The 15,616-nt window shown below is 40.8% G+C and carries 15 protein-coding genes; 9 read left to right on the forward strand and 6 right to left on the reverse strand.

Translation table 11 applies throughout. The annotated features are described in order from the left end of the window. The first annotated feature begins 54 nt into the window (after positions 1–54). Positions 55–288 (forward strand): hypothetical protein, encoded by a 234-nt coding sequence (locus tag KQP93_RS06030; RefSeq protein WP_054564076.1) that lies wholly within the window; start codon positions 55–57, stop codon positions 286–288. On the opposite strand, the gene KQP93_RS06035 is transcribed toward KQP93_RS06030, so the two are convergent. From KQP93_RS06035 to KQP93_RS06045, 3 genes are read right to left on the reverse strand one after another with little or no spacing between them, the layout of a single operon-like run. Beyond that, entirely contained in the window at positions 285–665 is a 381-nt protein-coding gene (locus KQP93_RS06035) for a diacylglycerol kinase (protein ID WP_058586251.1), read from the reverse strand. The genes KQP93_RS06030 and KQP93_RS06035 overlap by 4 nt on opposite strands. A 20-nt stretch (positions 666–685) precedes the next feature. Beyond that, entirely contained in the window at positions 686–2,311 is a 1,626-nt protein-coding gene (locus KQP93_RS06040) for a phosphoethanolamine transferase (protein ID WP_254907717.1), read from the reverse strand. Positions 2,312–2,326: 15 nt separating this feature from the next. Further along, on the reverse strand, positions 2,327–4,270 hold the full coding sequence (locus KQP93_RS06045; RefSeq protein WP_217876339.1) for an LTA synthase family protein: 1,944 nt from the start codon (positions 4,268–4,270) through the stop codon (positions 2,327–2,329). 175 nt (positions 4,271–4,445) lie between these two features. Between KQP93_RS06045 and KQP93_RS06050 the strand changes: the two genes are divergently transcribed. From KQP93_RS06050 to KQP93_RS06065, 4 genes are all read left to right on the forward strand, one after another. Then, entirely contained in the window at positions 4,446–5,120 is a 675-nt protein-coding gene (locus tag KQP93_RS06050) for a response regulator transcription factor (RefSeq protein WP_062566930.1), read from the forward strand. Next, positions 5,120–6,529, forward strand: a complete 1,410-nt coding sequence (locus tag KQP93_RS06055) for a sensor histidine kinase (RefSeq protein ID WP_217876340.1) — start codon at positions 5,120–5,122, stop codon at positions 6,527–6,529. The genes KQP93_RS06050 and KQP93_RS06055 overlap by 1 nt, the downstream gene beginning before the upstream one ends. A gap of 75 nt (positions 6,530–6,604) precedes the next feature. Continuing rightward, positions 6,605–6,793, forward strand: a complete 189-nt coding sequence (locus KQP93_RS06060; RefSeq protein ID WP_054553751.1) for a DUF3185 family protein — start codon at positions 6,605–6,607, stop codon at positions 6,791–6,793. Positions 6,794–6,859: 66 nt separating this feature from the next. Next, positions 6,860–9,034 carry an exonuclease domain-containing protein gene (locus KQP93_RS06065; protein WP_217876341.1) on the forward strand — a complete coding sequence of 725 codons (2,175 nt, stop codon included), beginning with the start codon at positions 6,860–6,862 and terminating at the stop codon, positions 9,032–9,034. A 15-nt stretch (positions 9,035–9,049) separates the two neighbouring features. Here KQP93_RS06065 and KQP93_RS06070 read toward each other — a convergent pair whose 3' ends face one another. The 3 genes from KQP93_RS06070 to KQP93_RS06080 form a co-directional block, all read right to left on the reverse strand. Then, on the reverse strand, positions 9,050–9,889 hold the full coding sequence (locus KQP93_RS06070; protein ID WP_217876342.1) for a mechanosensitive ion channel family protein: 840 nt from the start codon (positions 9,887–9,889) through the stop codon (positions 9,050–9,052). A 164-nt stretch (positions 9,890–10,053) separates the two neighbouring features. After that, on the reverse strand, positions 10,054–11,322 hold the full coding sequence (locus tag KQP93_RS06075) for an HlyC/CorC family transporter (RefSeq protein ID WP_217876343.1): 1,269 nt from the start codon (positions 11,320–11,322) through the stop codon (positions 10,054–10,056). Positions 11,323–11,383: 61 nt separating this feature from the next. Beyond that, positions 11,384–12,187 carry a cytochrome C assembly family protein gene (locus KQP93_RS06080; protein WP_054551738.1) on the reverse strand — a complete coding sequence of 268 codons (804 nt, stop codon included), beginning with the start codon at positions 12,185–12,187 and terminating at the stop codon, positions 11,384–11,386. 243 nt (positions 12,188–12,430) lie between these two features. Here KQP93_RS06080 and ffh point away from each other — a divergent pair, with 243 nt between their 5' ends. From ffh to trmD, 4 genes are all read left to right on the forward strand, one after another. Continuing rightward, positions 12,431–13,807, forward strand: coding sequence for a signal recognition particle protein (gene ffh, locus KQP93_RS06085; protein WP_217876344.1), 1,377 nt, complete (start codon positions 12,431–12,433; stop codon positions 13,805–13,807). A 240-nt stretch (positions 13,808–14,047) separates the two neighbouring features. Further along, positions 14,048–14,296, forward strand: a complete 249-nt coding sequence (rpsP, locus tag KQP93_RS06090) for a 30S ribosomal protein S16 (RefSeq protein ID WP_054551736.1) — start codon at positions 14,048–14,050, stop codon at positions 14,294–14,296. Positions 14,297–14,313: 17 nt separating this feature from the next. Next, positions 14,314–14,847 carry a ribosome maturation factor RimM gene (gene rimM / locus KQP93_RS06095; RefSeq protein ID WP_217876345.1) on the forward strand — a complete coding sequence of 178 codons (534 nt, stop codon included), beginning with the start codon at positions 14,314–14,316 and terminating at the stop codon, positions 14,845–14,847. Further along, positions 14,847–15,614: a tRNA (guanosine(37)-N1)-methyltransferase TrmD gene (gene trmD / locus KQP93_RS06100; RefSeq protein WP_217876346.1), complete on the forward strand. Its 768-nt coding sequence runs from the start codon at positions 14,847–14,849 to the stop codon at positions 15,612–15,614. The genes rimM and trmD overlap by 1 nt, the downstream gene beginning before the upstream one ends. Positions 15,615–15,616 lie beyond the last annotated feature (2 nt).

The following is a 15,616-nucleotide window of genomic DNA, read 5'->3' on the forward strand; positions in this document are numbered from 1 at the left end:
TTGTTTTGAACTACACTTATCCTTTCTAAGGAGCCTCGTATAAAGGAGTAAGTTGTGGGTACAAAATTTTGGATACTAAGAACCACTAAAGTTTTTACGCTGGTGGCAATTTTGTTATTTATGGTTGAAATTCTAAAAGGTCACGAGACAATGAGCGCATTAGGCTTTGCGCTACTTTGGTCATTTATTGCAACGGCCATTTTTATCGCAACCCGTTTATATCATTCGTCAAAAGGGCGCCACTGTGCACTTTGTAATGACACACCTGATGATAAAAAAGCGAGTTAGCTTAGGTTATTAACAAACACGCCGCCCCATACCAATGCACAAATCGTTAGAGCAATCAGTACGGCTGCGGATCCTAAGTCTTTAGCTAGGCCTGATAATGGATGAATTTCAAGGCCTATTCGGTCTATGGCGGCTTCAATTGCCGTATTGACGACTTCAGCAAACATCACAAATAGCACTGATACAAGCAGCATAATTTTCTCATACAGGCTAATCTGCCATACAAAAACCACTGCTATGGCAAGCACCAACAGAATCAGCTCTTGTTTAAAAGCAGACTCATGCTTTGCTAACCACGTGAATGCTCGTTGGGAGTTTTTGAATGCAAGGCGAATACGTTTAATGCCAATGGGCTTGTTAGTGCTATCAAATTGCATAGTATGAAATCTCTATTTCGTTAGCTTTGTGTTGAGCAAGCATTAAAGATATCTTGCTCTGGGTGATATTCAGTGCTTTGTACATGGGTTAAGCCTAGTAGGGTGTCAAAAATGTTATCGTGCGAAAAAGCATGGTTACGCTGCTGTTCGATACATTGATTAAAGCGGGTATCGGCGAGTTTATTACTCCAAAACAGCATAGGTACTTGGGTTTGCTCCTTAGGCGCTAACGCATACGGGAAGCCATGTAAGTACAAACCTTTTTCACCTAGTGATTCACCGTGATCAGAAACATACAGTAGGGCTTTGTCATCCGCCTGACTGTTTTGTAGTAAATTAATAAGTTTACTGAGCACTAGGTCGGTATAAGCAATGGTATTATCATAGGTATTGGTAAGTTGCTCACTGCTACAGTTTTGGATATCGCTACGTGGGCAATCAGGCAAAAATTTACTGTCTTTTTCTGGATAGCGGCGATAGTAGGTTGGCCCGTGTGAACCAATCATATGTAACACCACTAGTTGGTGTTTCGCATCACTTTTGGCAAGCTTTGCTGCTAACTCTTCAACCAGTACTTCATCAAAACAATAGCGTCCGTCACAAAGTGGGTTGCTCTTTGTTGGTTCTACTGTTTGTGAGTTTACCCGCACACAAACCCCTTTACAGCTGCTATTGTTATCAATCCACGTTACTTCTACACCACTTCGTTGAATGATATCTAGGGCATTTTCTTGGCTTTGCGCGATGCGCGAATCATAGTGGTTGCGGTCTAAGCGCGAGAACATGCAAGGTACAGAAATAGCCGTTGCGGTGCCACATGAACTAACTTCACTGAAATATTTAACGCCAAGTTTAGGGGTATATTGATTAGTCGGCTTGTCGTAACCTTGCAGTGAGAAATTTGCTGCACGGGCTGTTTCACCTACCACCATAATCGTTAGTGAACTTTGTTGCTTAGCTAATAGGTGCGGTGTTTTATCTAAGACTTTAAATGGTAAAGGTGGATAAAAATAATTATCGCGCAGGTACTTATAGCCCGCAGTATAAAATGCAAAAGGGGTAATGTAGCTGGTTAATTGGCGATTATTACGCCCTACAGAGGCGTAATCTTTATAAAAAGGAACGGCAATAACAGCTACAGCAATAAACGCTGTAACGTTAAGAAGCGCAAAGCTTTTAAGACGAACACGAAAATTTCCGACAATTTTAAAGCGAGAAAACAAGTAAGCAGGCAGTACGCCTAGCACAGTAATAAAAGCGATAACTTGTAAATTAAGGTATGAAAATGCCTCACCTGAATTTGTCTCTAAGATATTTTGCAGCATGCTTTTATCAAAGATAACACCGTAATTTAAGGTTGCATAAAACAACAACGATGAAACCACGACGCTTGTTAAAAGCACGGGTTTAACAAAGGTGATTAGCGATAACCAACTTAACACCATTGCCGTCAGTGCTAATAAGAAAAACGGTACGCTTGCTATAAATAACCAATTGACATGTTCAGGTTTGCTGGCTGCTTCAAGCATGTTAAATAAAAACAGGCCATTAAATGCAATAACCAAGTACAACGACACCAGCCAGACAAATTGGCTGTAGCTAACGTGCCATTTTTTAGTAAGGAGTTGTTTAATTTGCATGCTCATAATCATTCCTCATCGCTACGATTTATTTGGTAAGCGATACAACTGTTCGGTATAAGCTAAATTGCTAAATAAGACGTGTGCTAAGGCTTTTTTGGCAAGTTCAACGCTGCTATCTGTGTTATCGATGGCAACTTGCGTTTTACTTGTAGGGTCATAGCGCCAATAGCTCACTTTTTGGTTTGGCATCAGGATCACGGCTTCACCATTTTCTACGTAAGCAAAGTTGTCGTAGTACTGCATCATGGCGCGTTCAACAGGGTATTGTTGGGTTAAATCATAACCAAGCATGGGGGTTGCTTGCTCAACACCTAATAACGACAACAAAGTAACAGGTAAATCAATTTGGCTGACTAAGCGTGTATCGCGCTTTGCATCCATATCACTATTTAGGATCACAGCAGGGATGTGGAAAGATTTAAGCGGCACAGGCTCAGAACCAAACACGCGCACATCATGATCTGCAACCACTAAAAAGACGGTGTCTTGCCAGTAATCTTGCGTTTTTGCCTTTGCGATGAATTTACCAAGAGCATAATCAGCATATTTGATTGCTAGATCACGTTTGTAGTTTTCTGGGTCGTGGCCTTCAGGCAGTGTTACTTTACCTTCTGGAATATCGAATGGGTCGTGGTTACTTGAGGTAAACACAAGGCTGAAAAATGGTTTGCCTGATTTATTTAGCTCACTTAGCTCTATATCAGCTTGATTGAACAAGTCTTCGTCGCTTGCTCCCCATGACGAAATAAACTCAGGGTTTTGCATGTCATTAATATCTACAATATCGCTAAAGCCATTCCCTAAGAAAAAGCTTTTCATATTATCGAAATGACTTTCACCGCCATAAATAAACTGGGTGGTATAGCCTGTGCGGGTTAATACGTCAGCAAGTGAGAAAAAGTTACGCTGAGATTTAGAAAGTTTGACCACCGAGCGCGAAGGTGATGGGGTAAACCCAGTTGTTACCGCTTCGATACCGCGCACTGAGCGTGTGCCAGTGGCATATAAGTTATCAAACCCCCAGCCTTGTTGATAAAGCTTATCTAGTTCAGGAGTCACACCAATGCCACCTAGTTCACCAACAAAGCGTGCGCCTAAGCTTTCTTCTAAAATGATCACTAAATTCTTTTGTTTGCCTGTGTTAAATGGTGTGTTGTTGGCAAGAGTAGGAATACTCTCAGTGATAAACTGCTGTTTATAGGCTGCTTGCTTTACAGTTTGTAAAATCTCATCACGTGGCATGGTACCGTATAAACTACTGGCATTTTTTTCATTGCTCATATTCTTAATAGCAAATGCAACACTGTAAGTTGAATTAAGGGCTAAGGAGTTAATCAGTGAGTCACTTGAAAAGTATACTAATGCAGGGTTTAACGGGCGATGGCTGACAGTGCCTCTTGCGCTAATTAAGCAAACTAATAAAGTCGTAACGAGTATCACCACTTGGCTAACCGTTTTAGCATTTTGCTGCTTGCTAAATGCTGCACTTATAAAACGATACGCAAACACACAACTAAGCGTTGCAATAATTAGGGTGCTTATCATGGCAAATAGGTGGCCATGTAATAGCATAGAAAAGACTTCTTGAGGGTAGTCTAGGTATTCGACAAATAAACGATTTGGTCGTACATCGTACTGGGTAATAAACGCGGGAGTCGAAGCCTCAACAACCACGATTAAAGTCACAACTATGCAGCTATAAAGAGTAAAAACATGCTGAAAAAAAGCAGTTTTTCTGCGCAAAAGCACATGAGCGAGTAACATTAAAACAGCCAAGGCTGACAAGTAGCCTAAGCTGCTTAAGTCAACTCTTAAGCCGCCCAATAAAACGGCTAGGCTATCGCCATCAGCTAACCTTTGGTGTTGCCATACTAGCAAGGCAATTCTCGACAGTATAAATACTGACATTAAAATTAATGAAAAACGGAACAAAGGTTTTAAAACAGAAAGTTTTGTTGTCATAGTCGTACTTACTTAATCGAAACTACGGCAATACTAGGAGTCGAAACTTAAGAAATCCTTATGGTAATCTTAATATTTTCTAAACTAGAAAAACTTCAGTAAATCTTAAGTGAATCTTAAGATTCAAAGCGTAAGCTGATGACGCTAAAGCGGTTTTTATCTAAATGAGTAACATATGAAATTGTTGATTATAGAAGATTCGGTGTCATTAAGACGTAGTCTACGAATTGGTCTTGAGAACCTAGGTTTTACTATTGATGAAACCGGCGATGGCGCTGAAGGTTTGAGTATGGCAATGACAGGTGAGTACGAATTAATCATACTCGACATTATGTTGCCCAGTATTGATGGCATTACGTTATTACAAACCATAAGAGCAAAGCAGCTCGACGTTCGTGTGCTTATTTTATCTGCCAAGCAAGAACCAGAAGACAGAGTGAAAGGGCTACTCACCGGGGCGGATGATTACCTGACCAAACCATTTTCGTTTGATGAGCTGCATGCACGGTTATTAAATTTAATGCGTCGCGGCGGCCTGAAAACAATCAGTGATGTGATCCGCATTGATAACTTGGCTTTAAATTTACAATTAAAACTTTTGCAAGTTAACGACACCGTTATCGATTTAACCCCTAACGAATATAAAATAGTTGAGTGCTTGTTTAGTAATCAAAACAAAGTGATCACAGCTGAAAAGTTAAGTACCTATATTGCTGGGCAATATGACTTAGTTTCGAAAAACTCCATTGAAGCACATTTATCATCGGCGCGTAAAAAGGTGAGGGCAGCAGGTGGCGAGTTACCTATTCAAACTAAGCGTGGTTTTGGTTATATCATTCAAGGAAAATAATGAAATCAATTCGCAGTAAGTTAGTAACCACATTATCGATTACTATAACTGGGCTAGTGCTGAGTATTTTAGTTGCTACCGATATCGCCGTTGATAGTTGGATTGATAACGAATTTAATCGTGGTTTGAAATCAAAAGCCGGCATGCTTATGTCATTGATTGATATTGACGAAGAAGAAATTGATTTTGATTTTTCAGGGCAATTCATGCCTGAGTTTTCAGGCAGTACAGAAACTGAGTATTTTCAAATTTGGTCGCAGTCTGGGGTTTTTGCGCGTTCAGAAAGCTTGCATCTTTTCTCACAAAAGAATCTACCTCTAGAGAAAATAAAGCTTGGCGAGACAAAAATCATCAATACTGAGTTACCTGATGGTCGCAATGGCCGGGTTATTTATACTCGCTTTATACCGCCTTTAGACCTAGACGATGATGAAGACTTTATTGAGGGCGTTAACACCTCTTTGCAACAACCCATAACCTTAGCTTATGCGGCTTCATCAGAAGAAGTTGACTTTGTTTTATGGCTCATCGACGTTATTTTTGTTGTTTCTACTGTGTCAGTAATCGTATTTATTCGTCTATTTGTGCGTAAATCGGTCGACAGCTCTTTAGCGCCGCTGAATAAACTAAACCGGGATATTAGCCGGCTCAGTATCGCCGATAAAAATGCCGTGATAACAATAAAAGAGCCTGTTAAAGAGCTGCAAACCATTGTTGATAGCTTAAATGCCTTTATCCAGGAAAACCGCCAGCTTTATTTTCGCGAAAAACGCTTAACCTCAGATATTGCCCATGAATTAAAAACGCCGATTGCTGAGCTAATCAACATGGCTGAAGTGGCCATTCGGTTTCCAAATGAAAAAGAGTTTGAGGCAGACTTTAAACCCGAAGTGCTAAAAATCAGCCAGCGTTTAAAGAGCATTGTGTCGAACTTATTATTACTGCATAAGTACAGTGATGAAGCACTCCCAAAGCAAGATGCATGCGATTTAAATCAGGTTATTTTACGTACCTTAGAAAAACATGATTTAGAGCGAATTAAGTTTGAGTTTCAAGATGATATTCCTGCCATTGTCAGTAATTTATTTGCCCTTGAATCAATCATCACCAACCTTGTAAATAACGCAAAGCAATATAGCCCCGACAAGAGTGATGTAACTATAAGCACGCTACTGACGAAAGAGGATAAGCTGCAATTCTCTGTTACAAATGAATTAAAAGTACCTTTAACAGAAGACGATTTGAGCCAGTTATTTGATCCACTCTGGCAAAAAGACAGTGCCAGAACCTCTAATGATAACTTTGGGTTAGGCTTATCTATTGCCAAAGCGTTAAGTAAAGCAATTGATGCTGAACTTCAGGTGTCGTTAAGTGGGCAAAACATAACCTTTAGTTTGATTATTTCTTAAGGCTTTGCAGGCGTTTAATATGTGTGCAACACTGAGGTTATCAAAAAGAAATTAATAACAATAAGGAACAACACGATGGGAAAAATTATAGGTATTGCTTTAATCGTTATTGGTGTGGCGCTAGCTGTATGGGGATATAACGTTTATGACTCTGCAAGTGCGCAAATTAGCCGCACGTTTAGTGGTGACACACCAATTGAAGCTTGGCTCGGTATGGTCGGGGGCGCAATTTGCGCAATTGTGGGTATTTTAAAAGTTAAATAACCGCAAACATTGAAATCAATTAGCTAATACCTGATACTGTATTTATATACAGTGTCGGGTTTGGCTATGAAAACACAACTACCAGCAAAATATTATTTAAGTCATTTCTTTGAGCTTGCTGAATTTATTCAATCTCAGTGCAGGCATCTGCTTTTAGCAGAGCAGCAGCAATTTCTTGAAAAACTCCTTCAGCTTGATGAGCAAAGCTTATGTACTTTACTGCGAGTTTATTCTCGTAAGCCAAAAATCGTCGCGCTGTCATCATTAAATTATGAAGAGATCCCCAATCTGCACGGTGCTATTTTTAAGCTAAAACAGCAAGGGCTGGTGGCACATCCTAGCAGCGACGAATTAGATCTATTGCTTGAGCATTTAACCAAACCAACCCTGTTAACCTTATTAGCAAATGATGAGTTAATGGCCATTCAACCTGATTACAAAAAGTCAGCCAGTAAACAGAGTTTAACCCAACTGTGTAAAGAGCATATTGATCGCAACCACAGTGAATTAGAGGCGTTGTTTAGTCAGTTCGTGGTCAATAGCCGTAGCCAGTATTATGAATACTTTGAGTTTTTACATAGCGGCCGACTAAGTGGCGGTGATATCAATCATCAAAATCGTTTTGTGATGCGTGATTTGGGAATTGCAAAAGTACGTGGTGATGTTAGTGAGAGCATATCGCGTTTTCAAACACTAGCCGAAGCACAAACGCATTATCAATTAAATAAGCTGCGAATGCAGTTCAAAGAAAGCGAGTCAGAATCACAGTATCAGAACTTAGCCCAAGCGCTTTTAGCTATTAGCTCTGAAGATGAGTTAGCCCAGAGTATCAAAAACAAGTTACTGATCCGCTTATATAAGCAGCTTAAAGAGCATGACCTAGCATTTGCATTTGAGTTACTTGAGCACTGTGAAGGCAGCAGTGAAGCGCAAGAGCTGGCAATTCGCCAGCGTTACAAACAAGGTGATAAAAGCTGGGTTGAACAAAAGCTTGAGCAAGTTATTCAAGACCCACTTGATGATGGCATTTTGTATTTTGCAGAGGACTTTTTACAGCGTAAATATAACAAGCAACAACGCTCACGTTTAACACAAATGCTCATTGATACAGAGCATCAATTAGAGGTTGATGACATTTATCGTGGCGATGTCGAGCAAGGAGTGTGTGAGTACTATCAACAGCTTGGCAATACGGTATTTTTTACCGAGAATAATCTTTGGTTGAGCTTCTTTACCTTAACGTTTTGGCAAGAACTCTTTATAGAGACCCCGCACCCGCCGTGTAATGAATTTGATCTTTATCCAAAGGTATTGCTGGCTGATTGTTTTCACACAGTGCAACAAACACAAATTGAGCAAAAGCTTGCAAAATTCACTAGTAATGAAGCCTTATATAAATATGTTTGCAAAAACGTAGGGCAGTTTTATGAAGCGCCTAACGCTGTGTTTGTGTGGCACAGCGATATGTTAGAGCCGCTAGAGGTATTAATAAAATACAGCCCGCTTACAAATTTAAAAGCGCATTTATTGCAAATGACAAAAACCTTTAAGCAGCTCAAAGATGGCTACCCAGACTTGATGGTGCTAAAGGGGGATAAGCTTACCTTTGAGGAAGTGAAAGCTCCTGGCGACAAATTAAGACGCAACCAACTTGTCAGTATTGAGGTGTTAAAACAACATGGCTTTGCAGTAAATATCGTTGCGGTAAATTGGTTTAATGATCCAAATCGAATTTACAGTGTGGTGGATATAGAAACCACCGGCGGCGTACAAGGTAATAATAAAATTACCGAAATAGCCGTTGTGCAGTTACAAGCGGGTGAAGTAATCAATCAATGGGCGAGTTTAATCAATCCTGAGCGCAGTATTCCTGCTTTTATCACCAAGTTAACGGGGATAAACGCCGCTATGGTTCGTGATGCGCCACGCTTTGAAGAGGTTGCTGATACACTGCGCTCACTATTAAAAGGCAGCGTATTTGTTGCCCATAATGTGAATTTTGATTACGGCTTTATTCGCAAAGAATACGCTGCACTTGGGCAAGGCTTTAAAATGCCAAAGCTATGTACCGTAGTTGAATCACGTAAGGCATTTCCAAAGCTTAAGTCTTATTCGCTCGGTAACTTAGCCGCACATTTTGAATTGAATTTAACGAATCACCATAGAGCGTTAGCCGATGCAACTGCCACTGCAGAGCTGTTAAATCTGATTCAACAAACACAATCAAAAAAGGCGAGTTAAACTCGCCTTTAAGTGTTATTTACCGGGAAACTGGTGAATATGAACATCCCTTTGCGGGAATGGAATTGTGATATCAGCAGCGTCAAAGGCAATTTTAACCTTTTCATATAATCCAAAATACACTGGCCAGTAATTATCAGAGTCAACCCATGCCCAAACAAGCATGCCAATGTGGCTGTCACCATGCTGACTAACATGCACAACTGGCTTTTTAGCTTCTTGATCTTTTAGCACTAACTCATAGTCATTAAGTACACTCAAAAGTACCTCACGGGCTTTATGAACATCATCGCCATAACTAATACCAAATTCAATATCAACACGGCGCGTTGGCTCAGCAAACTTATTCTTAACGCAGCCATTTGAGAGCGTGCCATTTGGGATAATGATTTTTTCATTATCGTAAGTGAGTAAAACAGTGACAAAAATTTGGATCTCAACAACTTTACCCATGTAGCCTTGCGCTTCGATTACATCGCCAACTTTAAAAGGCTTAAAGAATAGAATAAGCACGCCACCTGCAAAGTTAGCAAGGCTACCTTGTAGTGCCATGCCCACCGCAAGGCCTGCAGCACCTAGCATTGCGATAAACGACGTGGTTTCTATGCCAATCATAGAAGCAACAGATATCAGCAACAGTACTTTTAAAATGACCGAGATAAAGGAAACTAAAAAGTGCGTAAGACCAACTTCGAAGTTGACTTTATTCATTGATTTTTCGGCCATATTGGCAATTCTACCAATTAACCACCAACCTATAATTAAAACCAGTATTGCTAGAATAAACTTTGGCCCGTAAAGCATCAGCAATTCGATAGCTTGGTTATAGATTTTCTCGATTGATATTTCGTCCATTACTTTCCCTTTTATATCAATATATGCAAAAGAAAATAATAGTAGAGGAATTCGTGTTTGTTGTGTGGGATAGCTAATAAAATGTGAATATTCAGAGGTAATTCAGCTATAAGTAACAAAAAAGGAGTAGTAAGCTACTCCTTTTGTTTGGGTCAAGTCGAAAGTTATTCTGTACGTTTACTTGGAATAACTTTAACTAACTTAACCATATTTTCTTTTATCTCGATAACTTCAATAGGGTAGCCGGCAATACGCAAACTAAGGTTTGAGTCTGGGATATCCTCTAAGTATTCAACAATTAAACCACTTAGCGTTTTCGGTCCATCAATCGGGAGCTCCCAACCCATTTCTTTATTTAAATCGCGGATATTGGCACCGCCATCAACAAGTACTGAGCCATCATCTTGCTCTGTTACTTCTTCACTCGGTGTACGCGTTTGCGTTGTAGTGAAATCACCCACTACTTCTTCAAGAATATCTTCAAGCGTTACTAGACCTTGAATATCACCATACTCATCAACGACTAAGCCAATACGCTCTTTTGATTGCTGGAACTTAAGTAGCTGTGTGTTTAGCGATGTGCCTTCAGGAATAAAGTATATTTCACGTACCGCACGCAATAGTGATGGTTTATCAAACTGCTCTTTAGTTAATAAGCGAAGTGCATCACGTGAGTGAATAAAGCCAACAGCATCATCAATTTGGTCACGATACAACAGTACGCGAGTATGCTGTGCATGGGTAAGCTGGCGGCTGATAAGCTTCCAATCGTCATTGATATCAATAGCAACAATTTCGTTACGTGGGATCATGATATCTTCAACAGTGACTTGTTCTAAATCTAAAATTGAAGTCAGCATGCTTTGGTGGCGAGCAGGTAACAGCGCACCTGATTCGTTTACCACAGTTTTTAATTCTTCTTTACTTAAGCTGTGCTCTTCAATTTGTGCAGTGGTAATACCAAACAAGCGCAACATGCCGTTGGTCATCCAGTTTACGACAAGTACAAACGGGAAAAGTATTTTCAAAAGGCCTTTAAGCACAATTGAGCTTGGGAAGGCGACCTTCTCAGGGTAAAGCGCAGCAAGTGTTTTTGGTGTTACTTCGGCAAAGATTAAAACAACCAGTGTTAGCGCACCGGTTGCAATAGCGATACCGAGATCACCATACAAGCGAATACCAATGATCGTTGCAACCTGTGCTGCAGCGATATTGACAAGGTTATTACCAATTAAGATCAGACCAATGAGTCTGTCAGGGCGACTTAATAGTTTGCTGACGCGCTTCGCTGCACGATGATCTTCTTTAGCAAGATGACGCAGGCGAATACGGTTGATTGACATAATTCCAGTTTCAGAACCAGAAAAATAAGCAGAAATAAGTATCAATAATCCCAATATAATAAACAGGGTACTAGTCGATATGTCGTCCAAGGATGGATCCTTTTTTTATAAATCAGTGCATATTAAGCTAGAGTCAGCTTGCTGAGTCAAGTTAAAACTTATTTAGAACCACTTCTTGGATGAAACGGCTGCCAAAATAAGCAAGTGACAAGATAAAAGCGGCTATCATGATCGAAAACACCACAGGCTTACCACGCCAGCCTTGACGTAAATGACCTACAGTGACTACGGTGAAAATTAGCCAAGCAATTAATGATAAGACCGTTTTGTGGATAAACTCACTGGCAAACATTCCCTCTAAGAAGATGAACCCAGAAAGGAGAGCAAAAGTCAGTAAGATAGTACCCAGCGTGAGTAATTGATATAGCTGACGCTCAACCACCATTAAAGGCGGGAGGTGGCTGTGAACAATTGCCAAGTCTTTGCGTTTTAGGCGTTTATCAATAAAGTAGAACTGTACTGCATAGAGTGTTGAGATTATCAAAACACAATAGGCTAGCAGTGATAACGATATGTGAGTAACTAAACCAAGCTCAACATCAATTGACTGTAAAATCACATGATGCGGTATAAATAAGCTGGCAAGGGTCAGTAAGGCTGCAAAACCGTAAACAACTGGTAACAATAAAGTTGCGGGGAATTTGAGAGACACAGCTGTCACCGACACCACAATGACCCAACAGGTTAATAATGCAACGTTGACGATACTTAAATCTTGACCGTCAGCACGAAAAACTGAATTAACCAGTAACAGCATATGAGCAAGGATAGCCACAGTGCTAAGAATGACTGTGAGTTTTTGGCTTGGACCTTGTTTGTGAAAAAGGCGTGATAGCACATGTGACGTTGCTAACACATAAAACAAACTAGCAATAATAGTTAAACTAATAATCATCGTGTTTTGGCCACTTAATTTATATCGATAAATCCTTGTCTCTTTGATGCCATTGTATTTTATAGCAAGGCAAAAGCATAGAGTTTGTAAAAAGAAACTCAAACTGCATACTTGAACACTGTATTGTCGACCACCATTTACGGTATACTACTAGGAATTAAATTTTAATATTGCCTGTATTGTCGCCAAACTTGTTTGATTTATGTACATTGCAGGTGCAACACGTTTTATCGGAACCTTTACATGTTTGAGAATCTCCAAGAACGCTTAGGTAAAACCTTAAAAAATATCAGTGGCCGCGGACGCCTAACTGAAGACAATATAAAAGATACATTACGCGAAGTCCGCATGGCATTTTTGGAAGCGGACGTTGCCTTACCTGTTGTTCGTGAATTCGTTAAGCAAGTTAAAGAACGCGCCGTAGGTGTTGAAGTAACAAAAAGCTTAAGCCCAGGCCAAGTCTTTATTAAGATTGTTCGCGAAGAACTTGAAAAAGCCATGGGTGAAGCTAACGAAGAGCTAAGCCTTAATGCACAGCCGCCAGCGGTCGTGATGATGGCGGGTTTACAAGGTGCTGGTAAAACGACCAGTGTTGGTAAACTAGCTAAATTCTTAAAAGAGCGTAAAAAGAAGTCTGTATTAGTTGTGAGTGCCGACGTTTATCGTCCGGCAGCAATCAAACAGCTTGAAACACTCGCTGATGAAGTGGATGTGGAGTTCTTCCCAAGTGACATTTCACAAAAGCCGGTTGATATTGCGAACAACGCGATTTCGCACGCGAAGAAGAAATTTATTGATGTGGTATTAGTTGATACCGCAGGTCGTTTACACGTCGATAACGACATGATGGACGAGATCAAAGCACTTCACAGTGCGATTAACCCAATCGAAACCTTATTCGTTGTTGATGCGATGACAGGTCAAGATGCGGCAAACACTGCAAAAGCATTTGATGAAGCGCTTCCTTTAAGTGGTGTGATCTTAACTAAGACCGATGGTGATGCCCGTGGTGGTGCTGCATTATCGATTCGTCATATTACCGGTAAGCCAATTAAGTTTATGGGTGTGGGTGAGCGCACTGATGCTCTTGAACCATTCCACCCTGACCGTATTGCTTCTCGTATCCTAGGTATGGGTGATGTACTTTCATTAATCGAAGAAGTCGAAATGAAAGTAGATAAAGAGAAAGCCGCTAAAGTTGCCGAGAAGGTATTTAAAGGCGATGGCTTCACATTAGATGACTTTGCTGAGCAACTTCGTCAGATGAAGAATATGGGCGGTATGATGTCGATGCTTGATAAGCTGCCAGGCATGCAAAACCTACCAGACGCTGTAAAAGGCCAGATGGGTGATAAAACTTTCGTACAAATGGAAGCTATCATCAACTCTATGACGCCAAAAGAGCGTGCTCGTCCTGAAATCATCAAAGGCTCGCGTAAAAAACGTATTGCTGCAGGTTCTGGCACTCAGGTGCAAGAAATCAATAAACTGCTTAAGCAATTTACGCAAATGCAGAAGATGATGAAGAAGATGAAAGGCAAAGGTGGCATGAAGAAAATGATGCGCGGCATGAAAGGCATGTTACCACCAGGTATGATGGGTGGCGGCCCTAAATTTTAATAGTGCTGTTTATTAAGTGTATAAAAAGGAGCATATAGCTCCTTTTTTTGTAGATAATTTATGCGTAGTTGTTAGCTGCATGTAAGATTTAAAGCCCAGATCAGTGTTTAATCAACTAAACTTACATTTTGCAGCAGTTCTTACTTGCAATGTTGCAAAAAACTCGTACAATTCCCCAGCTTCCCGTACTGGGGAGTAAATCTTATTAATGAAAACAGTCAATCTAATGTAGAGGACGGTATGGTAACTATTCGTTTGCAACGTGGTGGCGCTAAAAAACGCCCTTTCTATCAAATTGTGGTTGCGGATAGCCGTTTCTCGCGTGACGGTCGCTTCATCGAGAAAGTAGGTTTCTTTAACCCAATCGCTTCTGGTCAGGAAGAAAAAGTACGTTTAGATTTATCTCGTGTTGATCACTGGGTAGGTCAAGGCGCATCTCTTTCAGATCGCGTAGCTAAGTTAGTTAAAGACGCTCGTAAAGCGGCTTAATAGGCGTAAGAGTAACCATGAGTCAAGAGAACACCTCGTATATTACAGTAGGAAAGCTCGGTGCCCCGTATGGTATAAAGGGCTGGCTTAAGGTGCATTCATTTACTGATGATCCCGAAGGGATCTTCGATTTCAGCCCATGGTTGATAGGGCAACAAGGTAAATGGCAGACCTTAGAAGTGGTCGACTGGCGTCGCCACAACAAAGGCTTTATCGCTAAAGTTGCGCAAGTAAACGACCGAGACGAAGCAATGGCTTTAACCCATGCAGAAATCTCAGTAGATGCAGCGCAGCTACCAGAATTACCGCAAGGTGAATTCTATTGGCGAGATCTGATCGGCATGTCTGTTATAACTGATAAAGGTTATAACTTAGGCACTGTTGATGACCTAATGGAGACAGGGTCAAATGACGTTTTGGTTGTGAAAGCAAACAAAAAAGATGCATTTGGCCAAGCAGAGCGTTTAATCCCTTTCTTAACAGATTCTGTTATTAAAGAAGTTAAACATGATGCAAGAGAAATTACCGTAGACTGGGACCCAGGGTTTTAATGTCACAAACGAGTTCGCTATGGGTAGGGGTGATAAGCCTTTTCCCGGACATGTTTGATGCGATTACCACCCAAGGGGTAACAGGTCGCGCAGTTAAAAATGGTCTAATCGACTTTAACTGTTGGAACCCACGTGACTATGCCACTGATAAGCATAGAACTGTGGATGATCGTCCTTACGGGGGCGGTCCTGGCATGTTAATGATGGTTGAACCATTGCAACAAGCTATCCTTGACGCTAAAAAAGCGGCAGGTGATGGTGCAAAAGTAATTTATATGTCCCCGCAAGGGCGCAAATTAGATCAGCAAGGTGCAAGCGAGCTTGTACAATCAGAAAAGCTGATTTTAATTGCAGGTCGCTATGAAGGTATAGATGAGCGAATCATAGAATCATACGTTGACGAAGAATGGTCAATTGGTGATTTTATTTTAAGTGGTGGTGAGCTACCCGCGATGACGCTAATTGATGCAGTAGCACGATTAGTACCAGGGGTGTTAGGTCATAATCAGTCAGCTGAGCAGGATTCATTTTCGAATGGCTTGCTTGATTGTCCTCACTATACACGGCCAGAGACATTGGATGATAAACAGGTGCCTGCTGTATTACTCAGCGGAAACCACCAAGAAATCGCTAAGTGGCGCACAAAGCAATCACTTGGTAGAACTTGGCTTCGTCGTCCTGACTTGTTGCATAACCTAGCTCTGACTGAGGAGCAAGCGGCACTCCTTGCTGAATTTCAGCAAGAGTACCAACAAGCTTGTGGCTAGAA

Source organism: Pseudoalteromonas shioyasakiensis, from assembly GCF_019134595.1.
Classification (GTDB): domain Bacteria; phylum Pseudomonadota; class Gammaproteobacteria; order Enterobacterales; family Alteromonadaceae; genus Pseudoalteromonas; species Pseudoalteromonas shioyasakiensis_A.

Coding starts and splice junctions, on each gene's coding strand:
- rpsP (WP_054551736.1), top strand. CDS start 14,048: ATGGTAACTATTCGTTTGCAACGTGGTGGCGCTAAAAAACGCCCTTTC.
- KQP93_RS06050 (WP_062566930.1), top strand. CDS start 4,446: ATGAAATTGTTGATTATAGAAGATTCGGTGTCATTAAGACGTAGTCTA.
- KQP93_RS06060 (WP_054553751.1), top strand. CDS start 6,605: ATGGGAAAAATTATAGGTATTGCTTTAATCGTTATTGGTGTGGCGCTA.
- ffh (WP_217876344.1), top strand. CDS start 12,431: ATGTTTGAGAATCTCCAAGAACGCTTAGGTAAAACCTTAAAAAATATC.
- KQP93_RS06045 (WP_217876339.1), bottom strand. CDS start 4,270: ATGACAACAAAACTTTCTGTTTTAAAACCTTTGTTCCGTTTTTCATTA.
- rimM (WP_217876345.1), top strand. CDS start 14,314: ATGAGTCAAGAGAACACCTCGTATATTACAGTAGGAAAGCTCGGTGCC.
- KQP93_RS06065 (WP_217876341.1), top strand. CDS start 6,860: ATGAAAACACAACTACCAGCAAAATATTATTTAAGTCATTTCTTTGAG.
- KQP93_RS06035 (WP_058586251.1), bottom strand. CDS start 665: ATGCAATTTGATAGCACTAACAAGCCCATTGGCATTAAACGTATTCGC.
- KQP93_RS06040 (WP_254907717.1), bottom strand. CDS start 2,311: ATGAGCATGCAAATTAAACAACTCCTTACTAAAAAATGGCACGTTAGC.
- KQP93_RS06055 (WP_217876340.1), top strand. CDS start 5,120: ATGAAATCAATTCGCAGTAAGTTAGTAACCACATTATCGATTACTATA.
- trmD (WP_217876346.1), top strand. CDS start 14,847: ATGTCACAAACGAGTTCGCTATGGGTAGGGGTGATAAGCCTTTTCCCG.
- KQP93_RS06080 (WP_054551738.1), bottom strand. CDS start 12,187: ATGATTATTAGTTTAACTATTATTGCTAGTTTGTTTTATGTGTTAGCA.
- KQP93_RS06070 (WP_217876342.1), bottom strand. CDS start 9,889: ATGGACGAAATATCAATCGAGAAAATCTATAACCAAGCTATCGAATTG.